We start from the raw sequence: 17,580 nt of genomic DNA on the forward strand, positions 1-17,580 counted from the left end.
CGTCTGAACGTCCATCATCCCGTACGGCCCGCGCGTTGTTCCAACCGGACTCCCGCAGCCACCACGTTTGCGTACGTCATGCGATGCTCGGGGCACGGCCCCAGCTCGTCGAGAGCGTCCATGTGCAGTGGCGTGCTGTATCCCTTGTGAATCGCGAAGCCGTATCCGGGATGAGTGTCGTCCATCTCGGTCATCACACGATCTCGGGTCACCTTCGCGAGAACGCTCGCCGCGGCGATGCATGCAGCGGCGCCGTCACCGCCGATAACTGGTAGCGACGGAGCCGTCAGACCCGGAACCCGGAACCCGTCGGTGAGGACGTAGCCCGGTTCGAGATCGAGGCCCGCAACTGCTCGTCGCATCCCCTCGATGTTGGCAACGTGGATACCGATCTGATCGACTTCCGCAGCGGGTACCGAAATAACACTCCACGCCAACGCCAAACGCTTGATGGCCGGGAAAAGCTCCTCGCGCGCGCGTTCGGTCAACTTCTTCGAATCGTCGAGCCGCGCCAGTGCCGCTTGCGGTTTCGGCGCCAGGACACACGCGGCAATGACGAGTGGACCAGCGCACGCTCCGCGCCCGGCTTCGTCGACGCCGGCGACCGGACCGAGTCCGGTTCGCGCCAACGCAGACTCCATCGTCCGCAGACCTGCCGATCTGCGAATGACAACGCGAGGGGGCCAACTACTCACTGTCTCTGCCTACTCGGAACTACGCGAATCCATGTGTGCGGTCCGACAACTCAATTGCCCTGAATATCAGGCGCATCGATGCCGCCCATTCGCGACGGGGGAAGAACGATGAATCGAGCTTGACCGATGATGTTGTCGATCGGGACGGTTCCCTGGAACTCGTCGTCGATGTGGTAGCGCGAGTCGGCGGAATTGCTGCGGTTGTCACCCATGACCCACACGTGGCCCTCGGGAACGGTGATCGGTCCGAAGCAGCGGCCCGACTTCAATTCGGTGTCACACGTTTGCGTTCCCGGAGTGAACGGGAAATCCATCTTGATGTACGGCTCGTCGAGTGGTTTGCCGTCGACCAGGACTCGGCCCTGATCGTCGCAGCATTCGACGGTTTGGCCGCCGGTGGCGATCACTCGCTTGACCAAGTCGTTCTCGTCCGGCGGAACGAGGCCGACCCACGAACCGACCTCTTGAATGCCGCGGACGACAACGTTGTCGGACCGATTGGACACATATTTCGTGTTCCACGAATCGGGCCCCTTGAAGACGACGACGTCGCCGGGTTCCGGATCGCCGAAGCGGTATCCGATCTTCTCCACCACGATGCGGTCACCGGTACATCCTGCACAGCCGTGCAGTGTCGGTTCCATCGACTCGGATGGGATGAGAAAAACTCTGAAGACAAATGCCTGAAGGACGATGCTGAGTACCAGCGCTACGCCGATCAGAACAGGGAGTTCTCGCAGGAACGATCGCTGTTTCTTCTGCGGCCGATGTGAGGTCGGTTCCGCGGAACCGCTTGATCCCTCGTGATTCTCGGGTCCGGACGACAATGCCTGCTCCTTCGAAGAATCTGCCACAGAAACCAGATTAGCCCGACACCGCGCGTACGCGGTGCCGGGCTCATCGGAAAGATCAGCGCTTTTCCTTGATCTTCGCCTTCTTGCCACGAAGCTCACGGAGGTAGTACAGCTTGGCGCGACGGACGTCACCGCGGGTCAGAACCTCGATGGAGGCCAGCGTGGGGCTGTGAACCGGGAAGGTGCGCTCGACGCCGACGCCGAAGGAGACCTTACGGACGGTGAAGGTCTCGCGAACGCCGCCGCCCTGGCGACGAATAACGACGCCCTTGAAGACCTGCACGCGCTCCTTGGAGCCTTCGATAACCTTGACGTTCACGTTGAGCGTGTCGCCGGGACGGAACTCGGGGATGTCGTCGCGGAGCGACTTTTTGTCCAGGAAGTCCAGGGTGTTCATATGTCATCCTTGTATTTCGCAGGAGCAGAGGAACCGAGCGGCACGCGTTTCGGTCTCCCGAAACGGCGCTCGTCTGGTTCGTGCCCAGATCAAGTGCTGCTGCCTGGTCCAGGCAACCCGTCCATTGTGCCAGACGCGGACACCAGCGGGGAAATCGGTGGTGGCGGGGCCGCGTGGATGGTGTGGTCCAATTCCTGCTCGGCCGCGGTCATCGCATGCTCGACGCTCGGTGATCCGGCAATCAGATCCTGGACGTAGATCTTGGCCCTGATGACCGGTCGCCGCCACTTCCGCTCACGCTCGAGCGCGCGGTTCATCCGTTTCGGCTTACGCGTGTACCGCCAACGTGCCCACGGCGCACCCGGCCGGCTCAGGCGAACCGCACCGATTACCAGCAACGGGAAAACGAACAGGCCGACGAGCCCCGTCCAGATCTTCCCTTTGAGAATCACGATGGCTGCCAAGGCGAAGTTGATCAACGCGACAAAAACGAACACCAACTTGATCCACGGATCCCGTTCTTCACGGAACCCGGCGACGTCGAGAAGTTCGAGCGGGCGGAAACCCAACAGCACCAGACCGGTCACGGCGATCGCGACGAAGACCGCATCCACCGAGGTCCGACCTTGCTCGGACCAGTACACATCCTTCAGATAGAAGATCAGTGCGAACTCGTCGAGCACCAACGCCGCACCCATACCGAAGATCGCCGCCAGGACGGCACCGGTGGTCTGCGAACCATCGACGTAGACCGCGATCAGCGCACCACCGGAGATCATCATGGCGATCACACCGAACACGACGTGATGCACGTGCTGACCTCCGGGCGCGATGTTGCCCGGCCACCATTTCACCTGCGCACGGATCATCCGGACGCTGAGACGGATGAAGAGGAAGGCAGAGAGGAATCCGAGCAGGAAGAACAGCAATGGCAATCGGCCATGGGCGATGATCTCGCGCTCGAGCCACTCCCGCATCACTGTCCTCCCTTCACCGAATTTCAGATCCGATCATTCTTCCGATTGATACCGCCAACCGACTCGAATGAGACGATACGGACTCCGAAAACCCGGCGGACGGAATTACTTGCCGAAGCCCGCCTTGCGCAGAGCCTCAGCCATCGACCCGGCAGCAGGCGCGCGGTTGTCCGGACGCGACTCGCGTCCACCCTGACGTCCGCCACTACCTCGTTGCTGCCCCTGACGCTGACCCTGTGGCTGGCCCTGACGCTGTGGTTGCCCACCTCGCGGGCCTTCGGACTTGCGGGGTGCGCCCACCTCGTCGTCGAGACGAAGCGTCAGCCCGATGCGTTGGCGTGCCTCGTCCACTTCGAGGACCTTCACCTTGACGACGTCACCTGACTTGACGACCTCGCGTGGGTCCTTGACGAAGTTGTGTGACATCGCCGAGACGTGAACCAGACCGTCCTGATGAACTCCGATGTCGACGAAGGCACCGAAGGCTGCGACGTTGGTGACCACACCTTCGAGAGTCATACCGGGCTTGAGATGCGCGACTTTCTCGATGCCTGCGGCAAAGGTCGCGGTCTTGAATTCGGGTCGTGGATCTCGTCCCGGCTTCTCCAACTCGGAGATGATGTCGGTGACGGTCGGTAGACCGAATCGCTCGTCGACGTAGTCGGACGCCGTGACCGATCGAAGTGCCTGCGAGTTTCCGATCACGGTGCGCACGTCCCCGCCGGCACTGGCAACGATCTTGCGAACCACCGGATATGCCTCCGGGTGGACGCTCGACGCGTCGAGCGGGTCGTCGCCGTCGGTGATCCGCAAGAAGCCTGCGCACTGCTCGAAAGCCTTGGGTCCCAGTCGGGAGACGTCCTTGAGTCCCTTGCGGGACTTGAACGGACCGTTCTGGTCCCGATGGGCGACGATGCTCTCCGCTAGGGAACCTGCGATTCCGGACACCCGAGCGAGCAGCGGCACGGACGCGGTGTTGACGTCGACGCCGACCGAGTTGACGGCATCCTCGACGACGGCGTCGAGGGAACGTGAGAGCAGCGATTCGGTGATGTCGTGCTGGTACTGACCGACACCGATGGACTTGGGATCGATCTTGACCAACTCCGCCAACGGATCCTGCAGGCGACGCGCAATGGACACCGCACCGCGAATCGAGACGTCGAGGTCGGGAAGTTCCTGCGACGCGTAGGCCGAAGCCGAGTACACCGATGCGCCTGCCTCGGAGACGACGATCTTGGTCAGGTTGGGCGCGCCGGTCTTCTTGATCAGTTCGGTAGCGAGCGTGTCGGTCTCGCGTGAGGCCGTGCCGTTGCCGATGGCGATCAGTTCGACGCCGTGCTTGGCGACCAGCCCGGCAAGCGTCGCAAGAGCCGCATCCCACTTGTTCTGCGGCTGGTGCGGGTAAATCGTCTCGTATGCAACAACTTTGCCGGTTCCGTCGACGATGGCAACCTTAGTTCCGGTACGGAATCCGGGGTCGAGTCCCATGGTGGGTCGGGCGCCGGCGGGAGCCGCGAGGAGTAGATCCTTGAGGTTGGTGGCGAAGACGTCGACGGCGTCCTTTTCGGCCGACTGCCGCAGACGCATTCGAGTGTCGATACCGAGCGTGACGGCGAACTTCGTCTTCCACGCCCACTTGACGGTGTCGAGAAGCCACCCGTCGGCGGCCCGACCACGGTCGGCGATCTCGAACCGCGACGCGATGCGGCCTTCGTAGACCGTGCGCTCCCCCGGCGCGAGTTCTTCGGTGTCGGCCGCCATGTTGAGCGACAGCACCTCTTCCTTCTCTCCGCGCAAGACGGCGAGGATGCGGTGCGAGGGCAATTTGGAGAACGGTTCCGAGAACTCGAAGTAGTCAGCAAACTTCGAGCCATCGGTTTCCTTGCCCTTGCGGACCGATGAGACGATCTGGCCGCGACTCCACATCAGCTCGCGCAATTCACCGACCAGATCGGCGTCCTCGGCGAAGCGCTCCACGAGGATCGACCGGGCACCGTCGAGTTGCTCGTCCGAATACTGCGCGGGATCGGTGGTGGGATCTCCGATGAGAGCGTCCGCGACGGGCTCGTGGCCGGCCTCGCGGGCGATCTGCGCCTTGGTGCGCCGCTTCGGCTTGAAGGGGAGGTAGATGTCCTCCAGCCGCGCTTTTGTCTCGGCCAGCATGATCTGACCGCGCAGTTGATCGTCGAGTTTGCCCTGAGAGTCGATCTCCGTGAGCACGGCGTCACGACGGTCGTCGAGCTCGCGGAGATACCGCAGCCGCTCGTCCAGGAGTCGCAACTGGGCGTCGTCGAGCGTGCCGGTGACTTCCTTGCGGTACCGGGCGATGAAGGGCACCGTGGCTCCGCCGTCGAGAAGGTCGACTGCTGCTGCAACCTGGCCTTCGCGGACGTCGAGTTCCTCGGCAATGCGCTGGTTCACGGTCTTGAGAATCACGAGATCCGACCCTACCGCTATCCTGAGACAAGAAGATCGGCAACAGTGCCGTGTCAGGGCTACCGGGGGAAACAGATGAGTACGCGGTACGTCCGGATTGCCGCAATGGCGGCCGCAGTTACTTTTGCGGCTTCGTGCAGCGGTGGACAGAACCCGGATGATTCGATGCAGACCCCCGCCTTCCCCGACACCAATGTTCCGGTCGCGGAGACTCTCGACGGCCGACTGGCTCAAGCTCAGGTGGCGGCGCTCGGGCGTGGTGCGGACGTCTCCATCGCCGTCCTCGATCGATCCTCGGACAAGTACCTCGATGTCGCCGGCGACCAGCAAATCGAAACTGCCTCGGTGGCAAAACTTTTCATCGCCGAGGATCTCCTCCATCAGGACGCTCGCGGCGAGCGGCCCATCACGGACGACGATCGCACCCTCATGGCGGCAATGCTCGAATCCTCCGACGACACCGCAGCCAACCTTCTGTGGGACGAGGTCGGCGGACAAGAGGTGATCACCCGGGTTGCCGAGCGTTACGCACTGACCGCGACGACGCCGCCGTGGGACGGAATGTGGTGGAACACCGAGACCACGACGCACGACCTGGTCACTTTCTACAACGGCGTCCTCGACGACTCCGACCAGCTCGGACCTGAGCGGGTCGAGCAATTCGTCGAGTACCTGCGACAATCCACTCCCGAAGGAACCGACGGCTACGACCAGAGGTTCGGATTGCCCGAGGCCTTGTTCGGCGAGTCGGTCATCGGAGTCAAGCAAGGCTGGATGTGCTGTGTCGAGGACAAGTGGATCCATCTGTCCACCGGCATCGTCGGTGACGACAACCGATACATCATCGCAATCGGTTCGCGAGAAGACGTCCAGTACACGGACGAGGACAGCTTCTATCCCGACACCTCGTTCACCGACGCCGTCGACGACGAAAGCGCACTGCACGCACGTGACACGGTCACCGGCGTCACACAGATTCTCTTCCCGAGCGGAAGCATCGACGACTGGGCGGCGGCATCCACGACCGCGGATTCGGTGATGCCCGAAGCTTCCGGGCCCTGATTCGATCCACGCGGTCGTGTTCGTCCTCAAGCCTACTTGTACTCGAGGACCGAACCGATGACCCGTTCCTGTTGTTCGGACGTGAGCATGGGCCACAGCGGCAGTCGAAGGATCGACGCGGAGAACTCGGCGCTACGCACACACGGCTCCGGTGTTCGTCCGTAGCGCACACCGGCCGCACTCGTATCGAGCGGAATGTAGTGGAACGGCGCCACGATTCCGTCGGCGGCAAGATGCCTAATCAAGCCGTCGCGGCTCTCTTCGGTAGGCATCTTGAGATAGAACAGGTGCGCGGTGTGCTCGCGATCATCGGGAACCGCCATGGGAACGACACCGTTCTCGGACGCCCACTCGCCCAGACTCACGCTGTAGGCATCCCAGACGCGATGCCTGGCCGCCTGAATCGCGTCGAACTCCGAGAGTTGTGCGTCGAGGACAGCGGCATTGAGTTCACTGGGCAGATAACTCGACCCGATGTCCTGCCACGAATACTTGTCGACCTGGCCGCGCAGGAAACGCGCACGGTCGGTCCCCTTCTCACGGATGATTTCGGCGCGGGTCATCAACTGATCGTCGGAGAGCAACAGCGCGCCACCCTCACCGCAGTGAACGTTCTTGGTGTCGTGAAAACTCTGCGTACCGATAGTTCCGATGGTGCCGAGCGCCCGCCCGCGCCACTTTCCGCCGAGCCCGTGAGCGTTGTCTTCGATCAACGCGACGCCGTGGAGTTCTGCGAGGTCGAGGAGAGGTTCCATGTCGGCGGCGACTCCGCCGTAATGCATGACCAGTACAGCTTTCGTGCGTTCCGTGATCGCCGCTGCGACGCAGTCGGGATCGATATTGCCGGTACTCGGATCGATGTCGACGAAAACAACAGTGGCACCGCGCAACGCGACGGCGGTTGCCGCCGAACTGAACGCGAAGCTCGGGACGATCACCTCGTCACCTGGGCCCAATTCGAGTAGCAGCGCACCCAATTCGAGTGCGTGCGTGCACGAGGTCGTCAGCAGAGCATGCGTGGATCCGGTGATCGCCTTGAGCGCTGCAGTCGCGGACTTGGTGAAACGTCCGTCACCGTGAATGTGATCGGACTCCAGAACCGTTGCCAGATTCGACAATTCGTTCGATGCCCGATAGGGGCGGGAGAAGATGATGCGATCAGTGCTCACGACTGCGCCGATCGATCGAGGTTCCGGGCCGCGGTGAATCGACAGTCAGATACAGAGGCTTTCCGACAAGGACGTGCAGTGCCACGCCAAGGTATTCGGCGATGAGACCGAGCGAGAACAGGATCGCACCCGAACAGACCAGCAGCGCCATGATGATCGACGCCCATCCTTCCGGGTCGTTGTTGTCACCGGTCATGGCTTGGACGAAGATCACCGCAGCCATGATCACACCGGCCGACGCCAGGGTGACCCCGAGCAGACTCACCAGTCGCAGACCGCGTGTTCCGCTACACAACACCATCTTCCAGAACAACGAGAACAAACGGCGATAGTTGTACCCCGATTCCTCGCGGCCTTCCGCTCGAAGTGTCACCGGCGCCGTGGCGGTATTGCCGACAACCCACGTCAGCGCGACGTCCAGATACACACCGTTGGCGGCGACGCCGGCCAACTGTCGGCCGATGTCACCTCGGATCAGGCGGTAACTTTCGAATCTCGTCGAATCAGGGAACGCGAATACCGTCGCCAAGACGATCTTTGCACCGCGCGAGGTCAGGTTCCGCAAGAATCCATGCGGGCGGGTGTTCGTGGGTTTGGAATACACGAGATCGGATCGCTCCGTCAGCGCGGTGTCGAGGAAAGCCCCGATGTGCACCGGGTCGTGCTGGCCGTCTTCGTCCATCGTCACGATCCACTGGCCACGTGCAACGGCCATACCGGCGATAGTCGCCGCGTCCTGGCCGTAGTTGCGACTGAGCCACACGACACGCACCTGATCGAAACGGCGCTCCAATTCGAGTAACACGACGTCGGAACGGTCCGGACCGTTGTCGTGAACCAGCACGATCTCGTCGACGGTGAACTGCGCTCCACCGGGCGTCGAACTCGGTGCGCACAGGCCGTCCAACTCCTCGACGAGCGCCGTGATCGTCTTTTCGCCCTGATAAACGGGCACTACGACGGAAATCGAGTGCACTCGCTTCCACTCCCTTCAGGGGGCTCGACTGGCGCCGAGAGACAGGCACGATCGGGCCCACACCGTCGCGAACTTTAACACGCAGAGATGTCCGGACTTCGGATGCCGACGGCGCGTGATGCGCTCGCGTCTCCGCGCGCCCCACCTGCCCTGTTAAGGTCTGGAACTCGTGGTGGAAACTCGCACTCTCGCCCGGGCAGACGTGTACAAGTGGGGCGCCGTCACGGCGGTCGGTGTCATCGCCGGCTACCTGGCCGTGGTGCTCGCGAACGCTCGTCACTTCTACACCGACGACACCGAGTCCCAGTACGCGCCGCTGTGGGTCATGCTCGGCCGTAGCCTGCGAGAAGGACACCTGCCGGTACTCGTCCCCGAGAACTGGATGGCGGGCAACTACGCGATCGAGGAAGCGGGCCTTCTGAATCCGCCACAACTTCTGATCGACCTGATCGCACCGTCCTTCGACAACCTGGCGCTGTACGCGACGATCGTGAAGTTGATCTTCGCGATCATCCTTGCGCTGGGCGTCTATCGGATCTGCCTGGAGTACGGCTCGAAGCCCACGTGGGCTGCGGTCGCCGGAGTCTCGATTCCGTTCACCGGTTTCCTCCTCTTCTTCGACTCGGCCAGTTGGATGACAGCCTTCACCGGCACTGCCTGGATGGTTCAGGCGTGGGCCTCGGCAATCCGCTACGCCCGCGGTAAGAGCGGTCCGATCCCGACCTTCGTGTTCTTGTATCTCGCGATGTCGGTCCAATATGTTTTCCCCGCAGTCGAATCCGGCTTGATGATCGTCGCAGTCGCGATCGGCGAAGTTGTCTATCAGCGGCGTTGGCTACCGTCGCTGCGGCTATTGGCGGTGTCCGCGTGTGCCGCCCTCGCCGGTCTCGCGACGTATCTACCGAGCCTGCTCACCGCCGACGTCACCTGGCGCGGTGCATCCGAAGTCAAGAACGACGCTTTCCTCGCCGTTCCCTGGTCGGAATCGCTGAACGCGAGCCTGCCGAGCACGATGCCCGCGTTCTCCTCGTGGTGGGGATACATCCAGACCATGCCCATGGTCTACGTCGCGTGGTTCCTCATTCCGGCTCTGGCATTCATCGACTGGGGCAAGGCACGCGCCGCGGCACGTGAATTGACCGCCGTCGGGATCTTCACGGTCGCCGTCCTCATGTGGACTGCCGGGCCGAGCACGATCGGCCCACTGCGGTGGCCCGCGCGCGTGCTTCCGATGGTGGCCATCGGACTCCTGCTTCTGGTGTGCATCCTGCTCGGGCGTTACGCCACGACCGACAAGTTGCGCGGACGCTGCGTTGCAGCGGGAATCCTCGTGGGCCTGCTTTTGATCAGGTCCGCCTCGGCAGCTCCCGGGCTCGCGAAATGGCATGTGATCTCAGCCCTGGTCGTTGCCGCACTCGGCGCTGCGATGGTGTGGCTGGGCCGTACCAAGGGCACCGCGCTCGCATGCCTGTTGGCAATCGCCGCGGTCTCCCCCATCGCCTACGCCCAGGTTCGGGCCGCGCAACCAACCCCGATGAGCTGGGACCTGCCCGAATCCCGCTCGGAGATGAAAGAGGCCTTCCCCGACTTTGAAGGCACGACACTGCAACTGGGCGACCGTGCACTCATCGCACCCGGGGACAAAACCCTCGACGGAGCGTACGGTTCCCTGGCTTTCGGCAACTACCCCAAAGACCTCGAACTGACCTACACCAGCGGCTACACCCCCAACGGGCACTTCTACTTCGGCGATCTGCTCTGCATGCGCTGGGACATGAGCGTCTGCCCCGACGCCTTCCGACGGGCATTCACCGTCGAACCCACCACCGGCCGCACCATCGTCGACCTGATGAAGGTGGACCGCGTCGTACTGCAGAACGCCCTCTACCCCGATGCACGTAAGAGCCCGGCCCCCGACGGGTGGACATGGGTGGACTACCCCGGTCACGAGAACTACATCTCCGTGCTCGAACGCGTCGACGGCCCCGTCTCGACACGAAACGGCCGCATCGCCGATACCCGTGGCGTCGAAGCTGTTTCGACCGCGGAATCGAACATGTCGAGCACCCTTCGTGTCAGTTCGGAGACCGGCGGCAAGGTTGTGTTCGCACGGCTCGGCTGGCCCGGGTATCGAGCTAGCCTCGACGGTCAGCCTGTCCCGATCGACGTCGTCGCGAAGTCCTTTGTCACCGTGGACATCCCAGCCGGGACGAAGGACGCTGAACTTGTCCTCACGTGGCGACCCCCGGGATGGAAGGTCGGCGGCGCTTCGATGGTCGCCGGAATCCTCGGCCTCGGTGTGCTCGAGTGGATGTATCTGCGGACACGACGCAAGGACCGGATCAACATCGTGAAAACCGAGTCTTCATGACCGAAGACATCGCATCACCCGAGAACCCCGGCCCGCTGCTGCGGGTGGTCAAGCATCAACCCATCGCGTTTGCCATTGTCGGAGTGGCCAATACGGCGATCGGATACGGGCTCTTCGTGATCTGGTCACTGATCCTCGACAACAAGGATCTGTATCAAGTGGCTGTGATCGGTGCGTACTCCATCAGCGTGCTCATCGCTTTCGTTCTGCATCGGACGTTGGTTTTCCGCGTCCGCGGACATGTGGCACGCGACCTGGGCGCGTTCATCGTCGTCAATTCCGGTGGCCTCGTGCTGAATCTGATACTCGGAACAATCGCGGTGTCGATTCTGCATGCCCCGCCGCTTCCCGCCCAGGCGGTTGTCATGTTGATCGTTGCCGGTGTGAGTTTCTTCGGTCATCGATACTTCTCGTTCCGCCGCAAACCTGCCGAGCGGCACTGACCCTTCTACGATTCGCGGGGTAGCGCTCGATCCACCGCGGCCTCGACGATCGTACGAATATCTTCCTCCCCGAACAGGTTCGGCAATGTCAGTCGATCCAGTACGAGCCAGTTCAACGACAAATAGAGCAGGCGAACGGTCATCGCATCACCCGGCACGCCCGACGCCAGATGATTGGCTACGTTCAGATCGAAGTCTTCTCGGATGCGGACGGTCAGGACCGCTCGCAGGTCCGGACGACGTATCGCCTCCAGCCGCAACTCCATGAGCGCGAGGAAACCCGTTCCAAACGAGGTGACCCGCTCGACCACGTCGAGCATGAGCGTCACCAGTCGCTCACGATCGGTGCCGTTGACGGGATCGATCAATCCCTCGAGGTCGTCCGGAATCAGTCGCTCGTAGATCCGGCCACCGGCCTGCGTGAGTAGGTCGTCGCGATTGGAGAAGTAGTTCGACGCTGTCCCGTTCGGCACGGCTGCCTGGGTGTCGACGGCTCGAAAAGTCAAGCCTCGAGCACCCTCTCGGGCCAACACCTCGATTGCCGCGTCGATCAGGGCAAGCCGTCGTTCCGGGTTCTTTCGCACTTGACATCACTCCTGACACGACCCTAAGTTAAACCACTACGAACATAGTACTACGAACGGAGCGTTTGATGCGAAAGCTTGTGTACTACGTGGGAGCTTCCCTCGACGGCTACATCGCGGGACCAGACGGCGAATTCGATTTCTTCCCGGTTTCCGAACAGATCACGGCCTGGATATGCGATCGATATCCCGAGACCGTGCCAACGCATGTGCGGCCCGCTCTCGGAATCGAGGACGCACCCAACAGAACCTTCGACACGGTCGTCATGGGCCGCGGCTCTTACGAGCCCGGGCTGAGCCTCGGCGTGAACAGCCCTTTTGCGCACCTGCGCCAGTTCGTCGTCTCCAGCACCCTCCCTGACGCCGAGGATCCCGCGGTCACCATCGTTCGCACCGATCCACGTGCGGTCGTCAGATCCCTCAAAGAGGAAGAAGGACAAGATATCTGGCTGTGCGGCGGCGGAACTCTCGCCGGCGAACTACTACCGGAGATCGACGAGTTGATCGTCAAAAGGTATCCGGTTGTCGCCGGCGCGGGCATACCGCTGATCAGAGGTAACTTCGAGCCGACACTGTTCACACCGACTGCAACCGAATCGCTCGACGACGGCGCAAGCATCACCTGGTTGAAGAGAAATACCTAAGKAAGTAGATCCGGTCGACGCTCGGCCGTGCGCTGCAGCGACTGCTCATGGCGCCAGGCTTTGATCTTCGCGTGATCTCCGGAAAGCAGAACAGGCGGAACCTCGAGATCACGCCACACGGCGGGGCGAGTGTAACTGGGCCCTTCGAGGAGCCCGTCGGAGAACGAATCCTCTTGGTGTGACAGCTGATTGCCGAGAACACCGGGCATCAGTCGCACAACAGCCTCGACCATCACCAGCACGGCTGCTTCACCGCCGATCAGAACGTAATCGCCGATACTGACTTCTTCAACGCGAACCCGCTTGGCGGCGTCGTCGAAAACCCGTTGATCGATACCTTCGTATCGGCCGCAGGCGAAGACAAGGTGCTTGGCGGTGGCCCAGCGATGTGCGGTCGCCTGAGTGAACGGGACGCCGGCGGGAGTCGGCACCACCAAGATCGTCTCGGCATCATCCGGGCCGGAAGAATCGGAGCGACCGATCACGTCGTCCAGCGCCGGGCCCCAGACGGTGGGTTTCATGACCATGCCGGGTCCGCCGCCGTACGGGGAATCGTCGACGGCTTTGTGTACGTCATGGGTCCACGACCGAAGATCGTGGACGTCGACCGAGATCAAGCCACGTTCGATTGCCTTGCCCAGCAAGGCAGCACGAAGCGGTTCGAGATACTCGGGAAAGATGGTGACGACGTCGAGACGCATGACAAACGATCAGTCGTTGTCTGAGTTCGAATTATCGCTGTTCGACTTGTCGCCGAAATCCGGGTCGAGCAGTCCCTCGGGAGGCTCGATCATCACGACGCCGTCGGCAATCGACACCGAGGTGACGATGGCGGCGACAAACGGGATCAGCAATTCACCGGACGTCTCGCCGGTACGACGAATCGAAAGCAATTCGCCTGCGGCGGAATGCAATACCTCGATGACCGAACCGACCTCGGTACCGTCCGTGAGGACGACCTTCAGTCCTTCGAGTTCGTGGTCGTAGAACTCGTCCGGATCATCCGAAGGCTCGAGTTCGGAACTGTCGATGACAAACAGTGTGCCGCGCAACGCATCTGCGTCGCCACGGTCACTGACGCCTTCGAGGCGCAGCAGAAGCCGCCCGGAATGATCCCGGGCGGCTTCCACTGTGTACGACTTCAGTGTGGACTCGCGCGGCTTGCGCCCACGCAGCACAGAACCTACGGCAAAACGATCTTCGGGCTCGTCTGTACGAACCTCGACTACCAATTCACCTTTGATGCCATGCGACTTCGCGACACGACCGACTACGAGTTCCACCTGTTTACTGCCGTCTACTGATCGGTGTCGACGACATCAACACGGATACCGCGGCCACCGATGCCGGAGACCAAGGTCCGCAGAGCGGTCGCCGTGCGACCACCCCGACCGATGACCTTGCCGAGATCGTCGGGGTGCACGTGCACCTCGACGGTCCGTCCCCGACGTCCGGTGATCAGCTCGACACGCACATCGTCGGGATTGGCGACGATGCCACGCACGAGATGCTCTACCGCATCAGCGACGACGGCACTCACTTGTCAGCAGCCTCGGCGTCTGCAGCGGGAGCCTCGGCGTCAGCCGCGGTGTCTTCTGCCTTGGCCTCGTCAGCCTTTGCAGCCTTCTTCTTGGGGGTGATTGCTTCTGCAACCGGCTCGTTCTCGGCCTGCGCGAGTGCAGCCTGGAAGAGCTCGAGCTTGGTGGGCTTGGCTTCCTTGACGCGCAGGGTGCCTTCGGTGCCCGGCAGGCCCTTGAACTTCTGCCAGTCACCGGTGATCTTGAGGAGTGCCTCGACGGGCTCGGTGGGCTGTGCGCCCACGGACAGCCAGTACTGAGCGCGCTCGGAATCGATGTCGATCAGCGAGGGCTCTTCCTTGGGGTGGTACTTGCCGATGGTCTCGATCGCACGGCCGTCACGACGGGTGCGCGAGTCGGCGATGACAACGCGGTACTGAGCGTTGCGGATCTTGCCGAGGCGGGTGAGCTTGATTTTGACAGCCACAGCTGCAGTTCTCCTTCAGCGCGCACAACAGTGCTGCGCATGTCACGTGCAATTCAGCGACCCACACGATTTGTGAGCCCGGTTTTGCCTCTATCCTGTGACCGTCGCAGCGGTACGTAACCGGTTGCGACGAACAATGGTCCATTGTGCCAGATGGGTGGGCTCGTTCGGAAACCACCCTGTGCGCGCTTCGAGAGTGCAGGGACTCCCTAACCACTCACGGGGGTGCCGCGGAGGATCACACGCATCGGCTTCGCGAGCACATCGGGGTTTCCGCGCGGATCTTCGGAATAAACCACCAGGTCGGCGGGCGCTCCCTCTTCGATGCCCTGGGCACCCAACCAACTCCGCGCATCCCAGCTGGCTGCGCCCAACGCCTGGTGAGCTGTCAATCCGGCAACTTCGAGTTCGGCGATCTCGTCGGCGATCCGCCCGTGTCTGATCGATCCGCCGGCATCCGTTCCGGCATAGATTGGAATCCCGGCCTCGTGAGCGGCACCGATTGTCTGGTGCCGACGAGCGTGCAAATCGCGCATGTGCGCCGCGTAGATCGGATATCGCGTGGCGGAGTCCGCGATCTCGGGGAAAGTAGCGATGTTGATCAGCGTCGGAACCAGGGCCGTGCCGTGCGCGACCATCGACTCGATGGTCGCGTCCGTCAATCCGGTGCCGTGCTCGATGCAGTCGATACCGGCGTTGATCAGGCCGGGCAAAGCGTCTTCGGCAAAAACGTGAGCGGTGACCTTTGCGCCTTCGGCGTGGGCGGCAGCGATGGCCTCGACCAGGATCTCGTCGCTCCACAAGGGAGCCAGATCGCCGACGGAACGATCGATCCAGTCGCCGACGAGCTTGACCCAGCCGTCACCAGCGCGTGCCTGACGCACTACCTCGGCCGGCAACTGAGATTCGTCGTCCAGGTCGACCGGCAAGCCCGGGATGTACCGCTTGGGTGCCGCGATGTGCTGACCTGCGCGAATGATCCGCGGCAAATCGAGGCGCTCGTCGATGAACCTGGTGTCGACCGGTGATCCGGCGTCGCGGAGCAACAGCACGCCCGCGTCACGTTCGGTCTTCGCCTGCTCCAGCAAGCCGTCGACGGTTTCGCCGCCGCCACCGCCGTAGCGGATACCGACGTGACAATGCGCATCCACGAGACCCGGTGTGATCCAACCCGATTCGACGATCGTCTCCGCACCGGACACCGGCTCGAAGGAAATCAGCCCGTCGACGATCCACAATTCGATCGGCTCGGCATCGGGCAGACCGATACCCCGCAGATGAAGCGCAGCCACCGACTACTTCTTGGGCAGCTTGAGCTGGGAAAGATCGATGCCTTCCAGTCCGGGCGGCAACTGATCGAGACCCTTGGGCATGTTCGACAGGTCGGGCATCCCGGCCGGCATTCCGCCGGGCATACCCGGGAATCCGCCCATGCCGGGGAATCCTCCGCGCATCTTGGGCTGCGTCGGGCCCTTGCCGCCCTTCTTGCCCTTCTTGCCCTTCTTGCTGCGAACCTGCTTACGCGCGCCGGGCATGCCCATACGGCCGGCCATGGCAGCCATCATCTTGCGGGCTTCGAAGAAGCGATCCACCAACTGGTTGACGTCGGAAACCTTGACGCCCGAACCGTTCGCGATGCGCAGTCTGCGTGAGGCGTTGATGATCTTCGGATCGTCGCGCTCGGCCGGTGTCATACCGCGGATGATGGCCTGAATGCGATCGAGTTGCTTCTCGTCGACGTTGGCCAGCGCGTCCTTCATGCCGCCGGCACCCGGCAGCATGCCGAGGAGGTTGCCGATCGGGCCCATCTTGCGGACGGCCATCATCTGATCGAGGAAGTCTTCGAGGGTGAGCTGACCGGAACCGATCTTCGCTGCGGTCGCTTCGGCCTGATCGGCGTCGAAAACCTGCTCGGCCTGCTCGATGAGGCTCAGGACGTCGCCCATACCGAGGATCCGGCTGGCCATGCGATCGGGGTGGAAGACGTCGAAGTCTTCGAGCTTCTCGCCGGTGGACGCGAAGAGGATCGGCTGGCCGGTGACCTCGCGGACGCTCAGTGCGGCACCACCGCGGGCGTCGCCGTCGAGCTTGGTGAGGACGACACCGGTGATGCCGACTCCTTCACGGAACGCGTCGGCGGTACTGACCGCGTCCTGACCGATCATGGCGTCGAGGACGAAGATGGTCTCGTCCGGGTTGACGGCGTCACGGATACCGGCGGCCTGCGCCATCAGCTCCGAGTCGATACCGAGGCGACCGGCGGTGTCGACGATCACGACGTCGTAGTGCTTGTTGCGGGCTTCCTCGACTCCGGCGCGGGCGACCTCGACGGGGTCGGCTGCGGAAACGCCGAGGGCGTTCTCGCCACCGCCGATGGAGGTACCGGGGTGCGGCGCGAAGACTGCCGCGCCCGCACGCTCACCGACGATCTGAAGCTGAGTGACGGCGCCGGGACGCTGAAGGTCGCAGGCAACGAGGAGGGGCGTGTGCCCCTGGTCCTTGAGCCACTTGGCCAACTTTCCGGCCAGCGTGGTCTTACCGGAACCCTGCAGACCGGCCAACATGATGACCGTCGGCGGAGTCTTGGCGAACTGGAGTCGACGAGTTTCGCCGCCGAGAACCTCGACCAGCTCTTCGTTGACGATCTTGACGACCTGCTGAGCCGGGTTCAGTGCACCCGAGACCTCGGCGCCCTTGGCGCGTTCCTTGATCTTGGCGATGAAGCTGCGCACTACGGGAAGCGCGACGTCGGCCTCGAGCAGGGCAAGGCGGATCTCGCGGGCCGTAGCGTCGATGTCGGCGCCGGACAGACGACCCTTGCCACGCAGATCCTTGAGAGATCCGGTCAATCTGTCGGAAAGGGATTCGAACACCGAGTGCGCTCCTGAAGGTCGTGCGAGTTAGCCGTGGATATTCTCGGGCACCAGCCTAGCCGCTACGCCCGCACCGATCCCAGCCGATGCGG

The 17,580-nt window shown here is 62.6% G+C and carries 18 protein-coding genes; 4 read left to right on the forward strand and 14 right to left on the reverse strand.

What is annotated here, in order from left to right; genetic code table 11:
* Positions 1-14 precede the first annotated feature (14 nt).
* The 5 genes from AC1DWA_RS14220 to AC1DWA_RS14240 all read right to left on the reverse strand — a co-directional run bounded on the left by AC1DWA_RS14220 (position 15) and on the right by AC1DWA_RS14240 (position 5,362).
* Positions 15-695, reverse strand: a complete 681-nt coding sequence (locus AC1DWA_RS14220) for a ribonuclease HII (protein ID WP_024487346.1) — start codon at positions 693-695, stop codon at positions 15-17.
* A 50-nt stretch (positions 696-745) separates the two neighbouring features.
* Positions 746-1,549, reverse strand: coding sequence for a signal peptidase I (lepB, locus tag AC1DWA_RS14225; RefSeq protein ID WP_477845826.1), 804 nt, complete (start codon positions 1,547-1,549; stop codon positions 746-748).
* Between the two features lie 55 nt (positions 1,550-1,604).
* Positions 1,605-1,946 carry a 50S ribosomal protein L19 gene (rplS, locus tag AC1DWA_RS14230; RefSeq protein WP_003942791.1) on the reverse strand — a complete coding sequence of 114 codons (342 nt, stop codon included), beginning with the start codon at positions 1,944-1,946 and terminating at the stop codon, positions 1,605-1,607.
* A gap of 89 nt (positions 1,947-2,035) precedes the next feature.
* Positions 2,036-2,923 carry a hypothetical protein gene (locus AC1DWA_RS14235; protein ID WP_003942742.1) on the reverse strand — a complete coding sequence of 296 codons (888 nt, stop codon included), beginning with the start codon at positions 2,921-2,923 and terminating at the stop codon, positions 2,036-2,038.
* Between the two features lie 105 nt (positions 2,924-3,028).
* Positions 3,029-5,362: a Tex family protein gene (locus tag AC1DWA_RS14240; RefSeq protein ID WP_477845825.1), complete on the reverse strand. Its 2,334-nt coding sequence runs from the start codon at positions 5,360-5,362 to the stop codon at positions 3,029-3,031.
* Positions 5,363-5,437: 75 nt separating this feature from the next.
* Between AC1DWA_RS14240 and AC1DWA_RS14245 the strand changes: the two genes are divergently transcribed.
* Positions 5,438-6,424 (forward strand): serine hydrolase, encoded by a 987-nt coding sequence (locus AC1DWA_RS14245; protein ID WP_029255127.1) that lies wholly within the window; start codon positions 5,438-5,440, stop codon positions 6,422-6,424.
* Between the two features lie 32 nt (positions 6,425-6,456).
* On the opposite strand, the gene rffA is transcribed toward AC1DWA_RS14245, so the two are convergent.
* Positions 6,457-7,593 (reverse strand): dTDP-4-amino-4,6-dideoxygalactose transaminase, encoded by a 1,137-nt coding sequence (rffA, locus tag AC1DWA_RS14250; RefSeq protein ID WP_477845824.1) that lies wholly within the window; start codon positions 7,591-7,593, stop codon positions 6,457-6,459.
* Positions 7,583-8,569 (reverse strand): glycosyltransferase, encoded by a 987-nt coding sequence (locus AC1DWA_RS14255; protein WP_019747967.1) that lies wholly within the window; start codon positions 8,567-8,569, stop codon positions 7,583-7,585. The genes rffA and AC1DWA_RS14255 overlap by 11 nt, the downstream gene beginning before the upstream one ends.
* A 172-nt stretch (positions 8,570-8,741) precedes the next feature.
* Between AC1DWA_RS14255 and AC1DWA_RS14260 the strand changes: the two genes are divergently transcribed.
* Together AC1DWA_RS14260 and AC1DWA_RS14265 are read left to right on the forward strand one after the other, a co-directional pair.
* Positions 8,742-10,940 carry a hypothetical protein gene (locus tag AC1DWA_RS14260; protein ID WP_477845823.1) on the forward strand — a complete coding sequence of 733 codons (2,199 nt, stop codon included), beginning with the start codon at positions 8,742-8,744 and terminating at the stop codon, positions 10,938-10,940.
* Entirely contained in the window at positions 10,937-11,383 is a 447-nt protein-coding gene (locus tag AC1DWA_RS14265; RefSeq protein ID WP_020969332.1) for a GtrA family protein, read from the forward strand. Before AC1DWA_RS14260 ends, AC1DWA_RS14265 begins: the two co-directional genes overlap by 4 nt.
* A gap of 5 nt (positions 11,384-11,388) precedes the next feature.
* Here the strand turns inward: AC1DWA_RS14265 and AC1DWA_RS14270 are convergent, their stop codons facing one another.
* On the reverse strand, positions 11,389-11,967 hold the full coding sequence (locus AC1DWA_RS14270; RefSeq protein ID WP_020969331.1) for a TetR/AcrR family transcriptional regulator: 579 nt from the start codon (positions 11,965-11,967) through the stop codon (positions 11,389-11,391).
* A 68-nt stretch (positions 11,968-12,035) separates the two neighbouring features.
* Here AC1DWA_RS14270 and AC1DWA_RS14275 point away from each other — a divergent pair, with 68 nt between their 5' ends.
* Entirely contained in the window at positions 12,036-12,611 is a 576-nt protein-coding gene (locus AC1DWA_RS14275; RefSeq protein ID WP_408989200.1) for a dihydrofolate reductase family protein, read from the forward strand.
* On the opposite strand, the gene trmD is transcribed toward AC1DWA_RS14275, so the two are convergent.
* The 6 genes from trmD to ffh form a co-directional block, all read right to left on the reverse strand.
* On the reverse strand, positions 12,608-13,312 hold the full coding sequence (gene trmD, locus AC1DWA_RS14280; RefSeq protein WP_477916746.1) for a tRNA (guanosine(37)-N1)-methyltransferase TrmD: 705 nt from the start codon (positions 13,310-13,312) through the stop codon (positions 12,608-12,610). The two genes, AC1DWA_RS14275 and trmD, sit on opposite strands and share 4 nt — an antisense overlap.
* A gap of 9 nt (positions 13,313-13,321) precedes the next feature.
* Positions 13,322-13,894, reverse strand: coding sequence for a ribosome maturation factor RimM (rimM, locus tag AC1DWA_RS14285; protein ID WP_020907286.1), 573 nt, complete (start codon positions 13,892-13,894; stop codon positions 13,322-13,324).
* A 14-nt stretch (positions 13,895-13,908) separates the two neighbouring features.
* A complete protein-coding gene (locus tag AC1DWA_RS14290) occupies positions 13,909-14,151 on the reverse strand; it encodes an RNA-binding protein (RefSeq protein WP_003939023.1) in 243 nt (80 codons plus the stop codon).
* Complete coding sequence (gene rpsP / locus AC1DWA_RS14295; protein ID WP_477845822.1) at positions 14,148-14,615, reverse strand: 30S ribosomal protein S16; 468 nt, start codon at positions 14,613-14,615, stop codon at positions 14,148-14,150. Before rpsP ends, AC1DWA_RS14290 begins: the two co-directional genes overlap by 4 nt.
* Before the next feature lie 209 nt (positions 14,616-14,824).
* The gene (locus AC1DWA_RS14300; protein WP_060938667.1) at positions 14,825-15,907 is read right to left on the reverse strand and encodes an amidohydrolase family protein; all 1,083 of its coding nucleotides are present in this window, start codon (positions 15,905-15,907) and stop codon (positions 14,825-14,827) included.
* A 3-nt stretch (positions 15,908-15,910) separates the two neighbouring features.
* Positions 15,911-17,488 (reverse strand): signal recognition particle protein, encoded by a 1,578-nt coding sequence (ffh, locus tag AC1DWA_RS14305; protein ID WP_003942713.1) that lies wholly within the window; start codon positions 17,486-17,488, stop codon positions 15,911-15,913.
* Between the last annotated feature and the right edge of the window lie 92 nt (positions 17,489-17,580).

It is taken from the genome of Rhodococcus sp. P4_F3_2 (assembly GCF_056401335.1).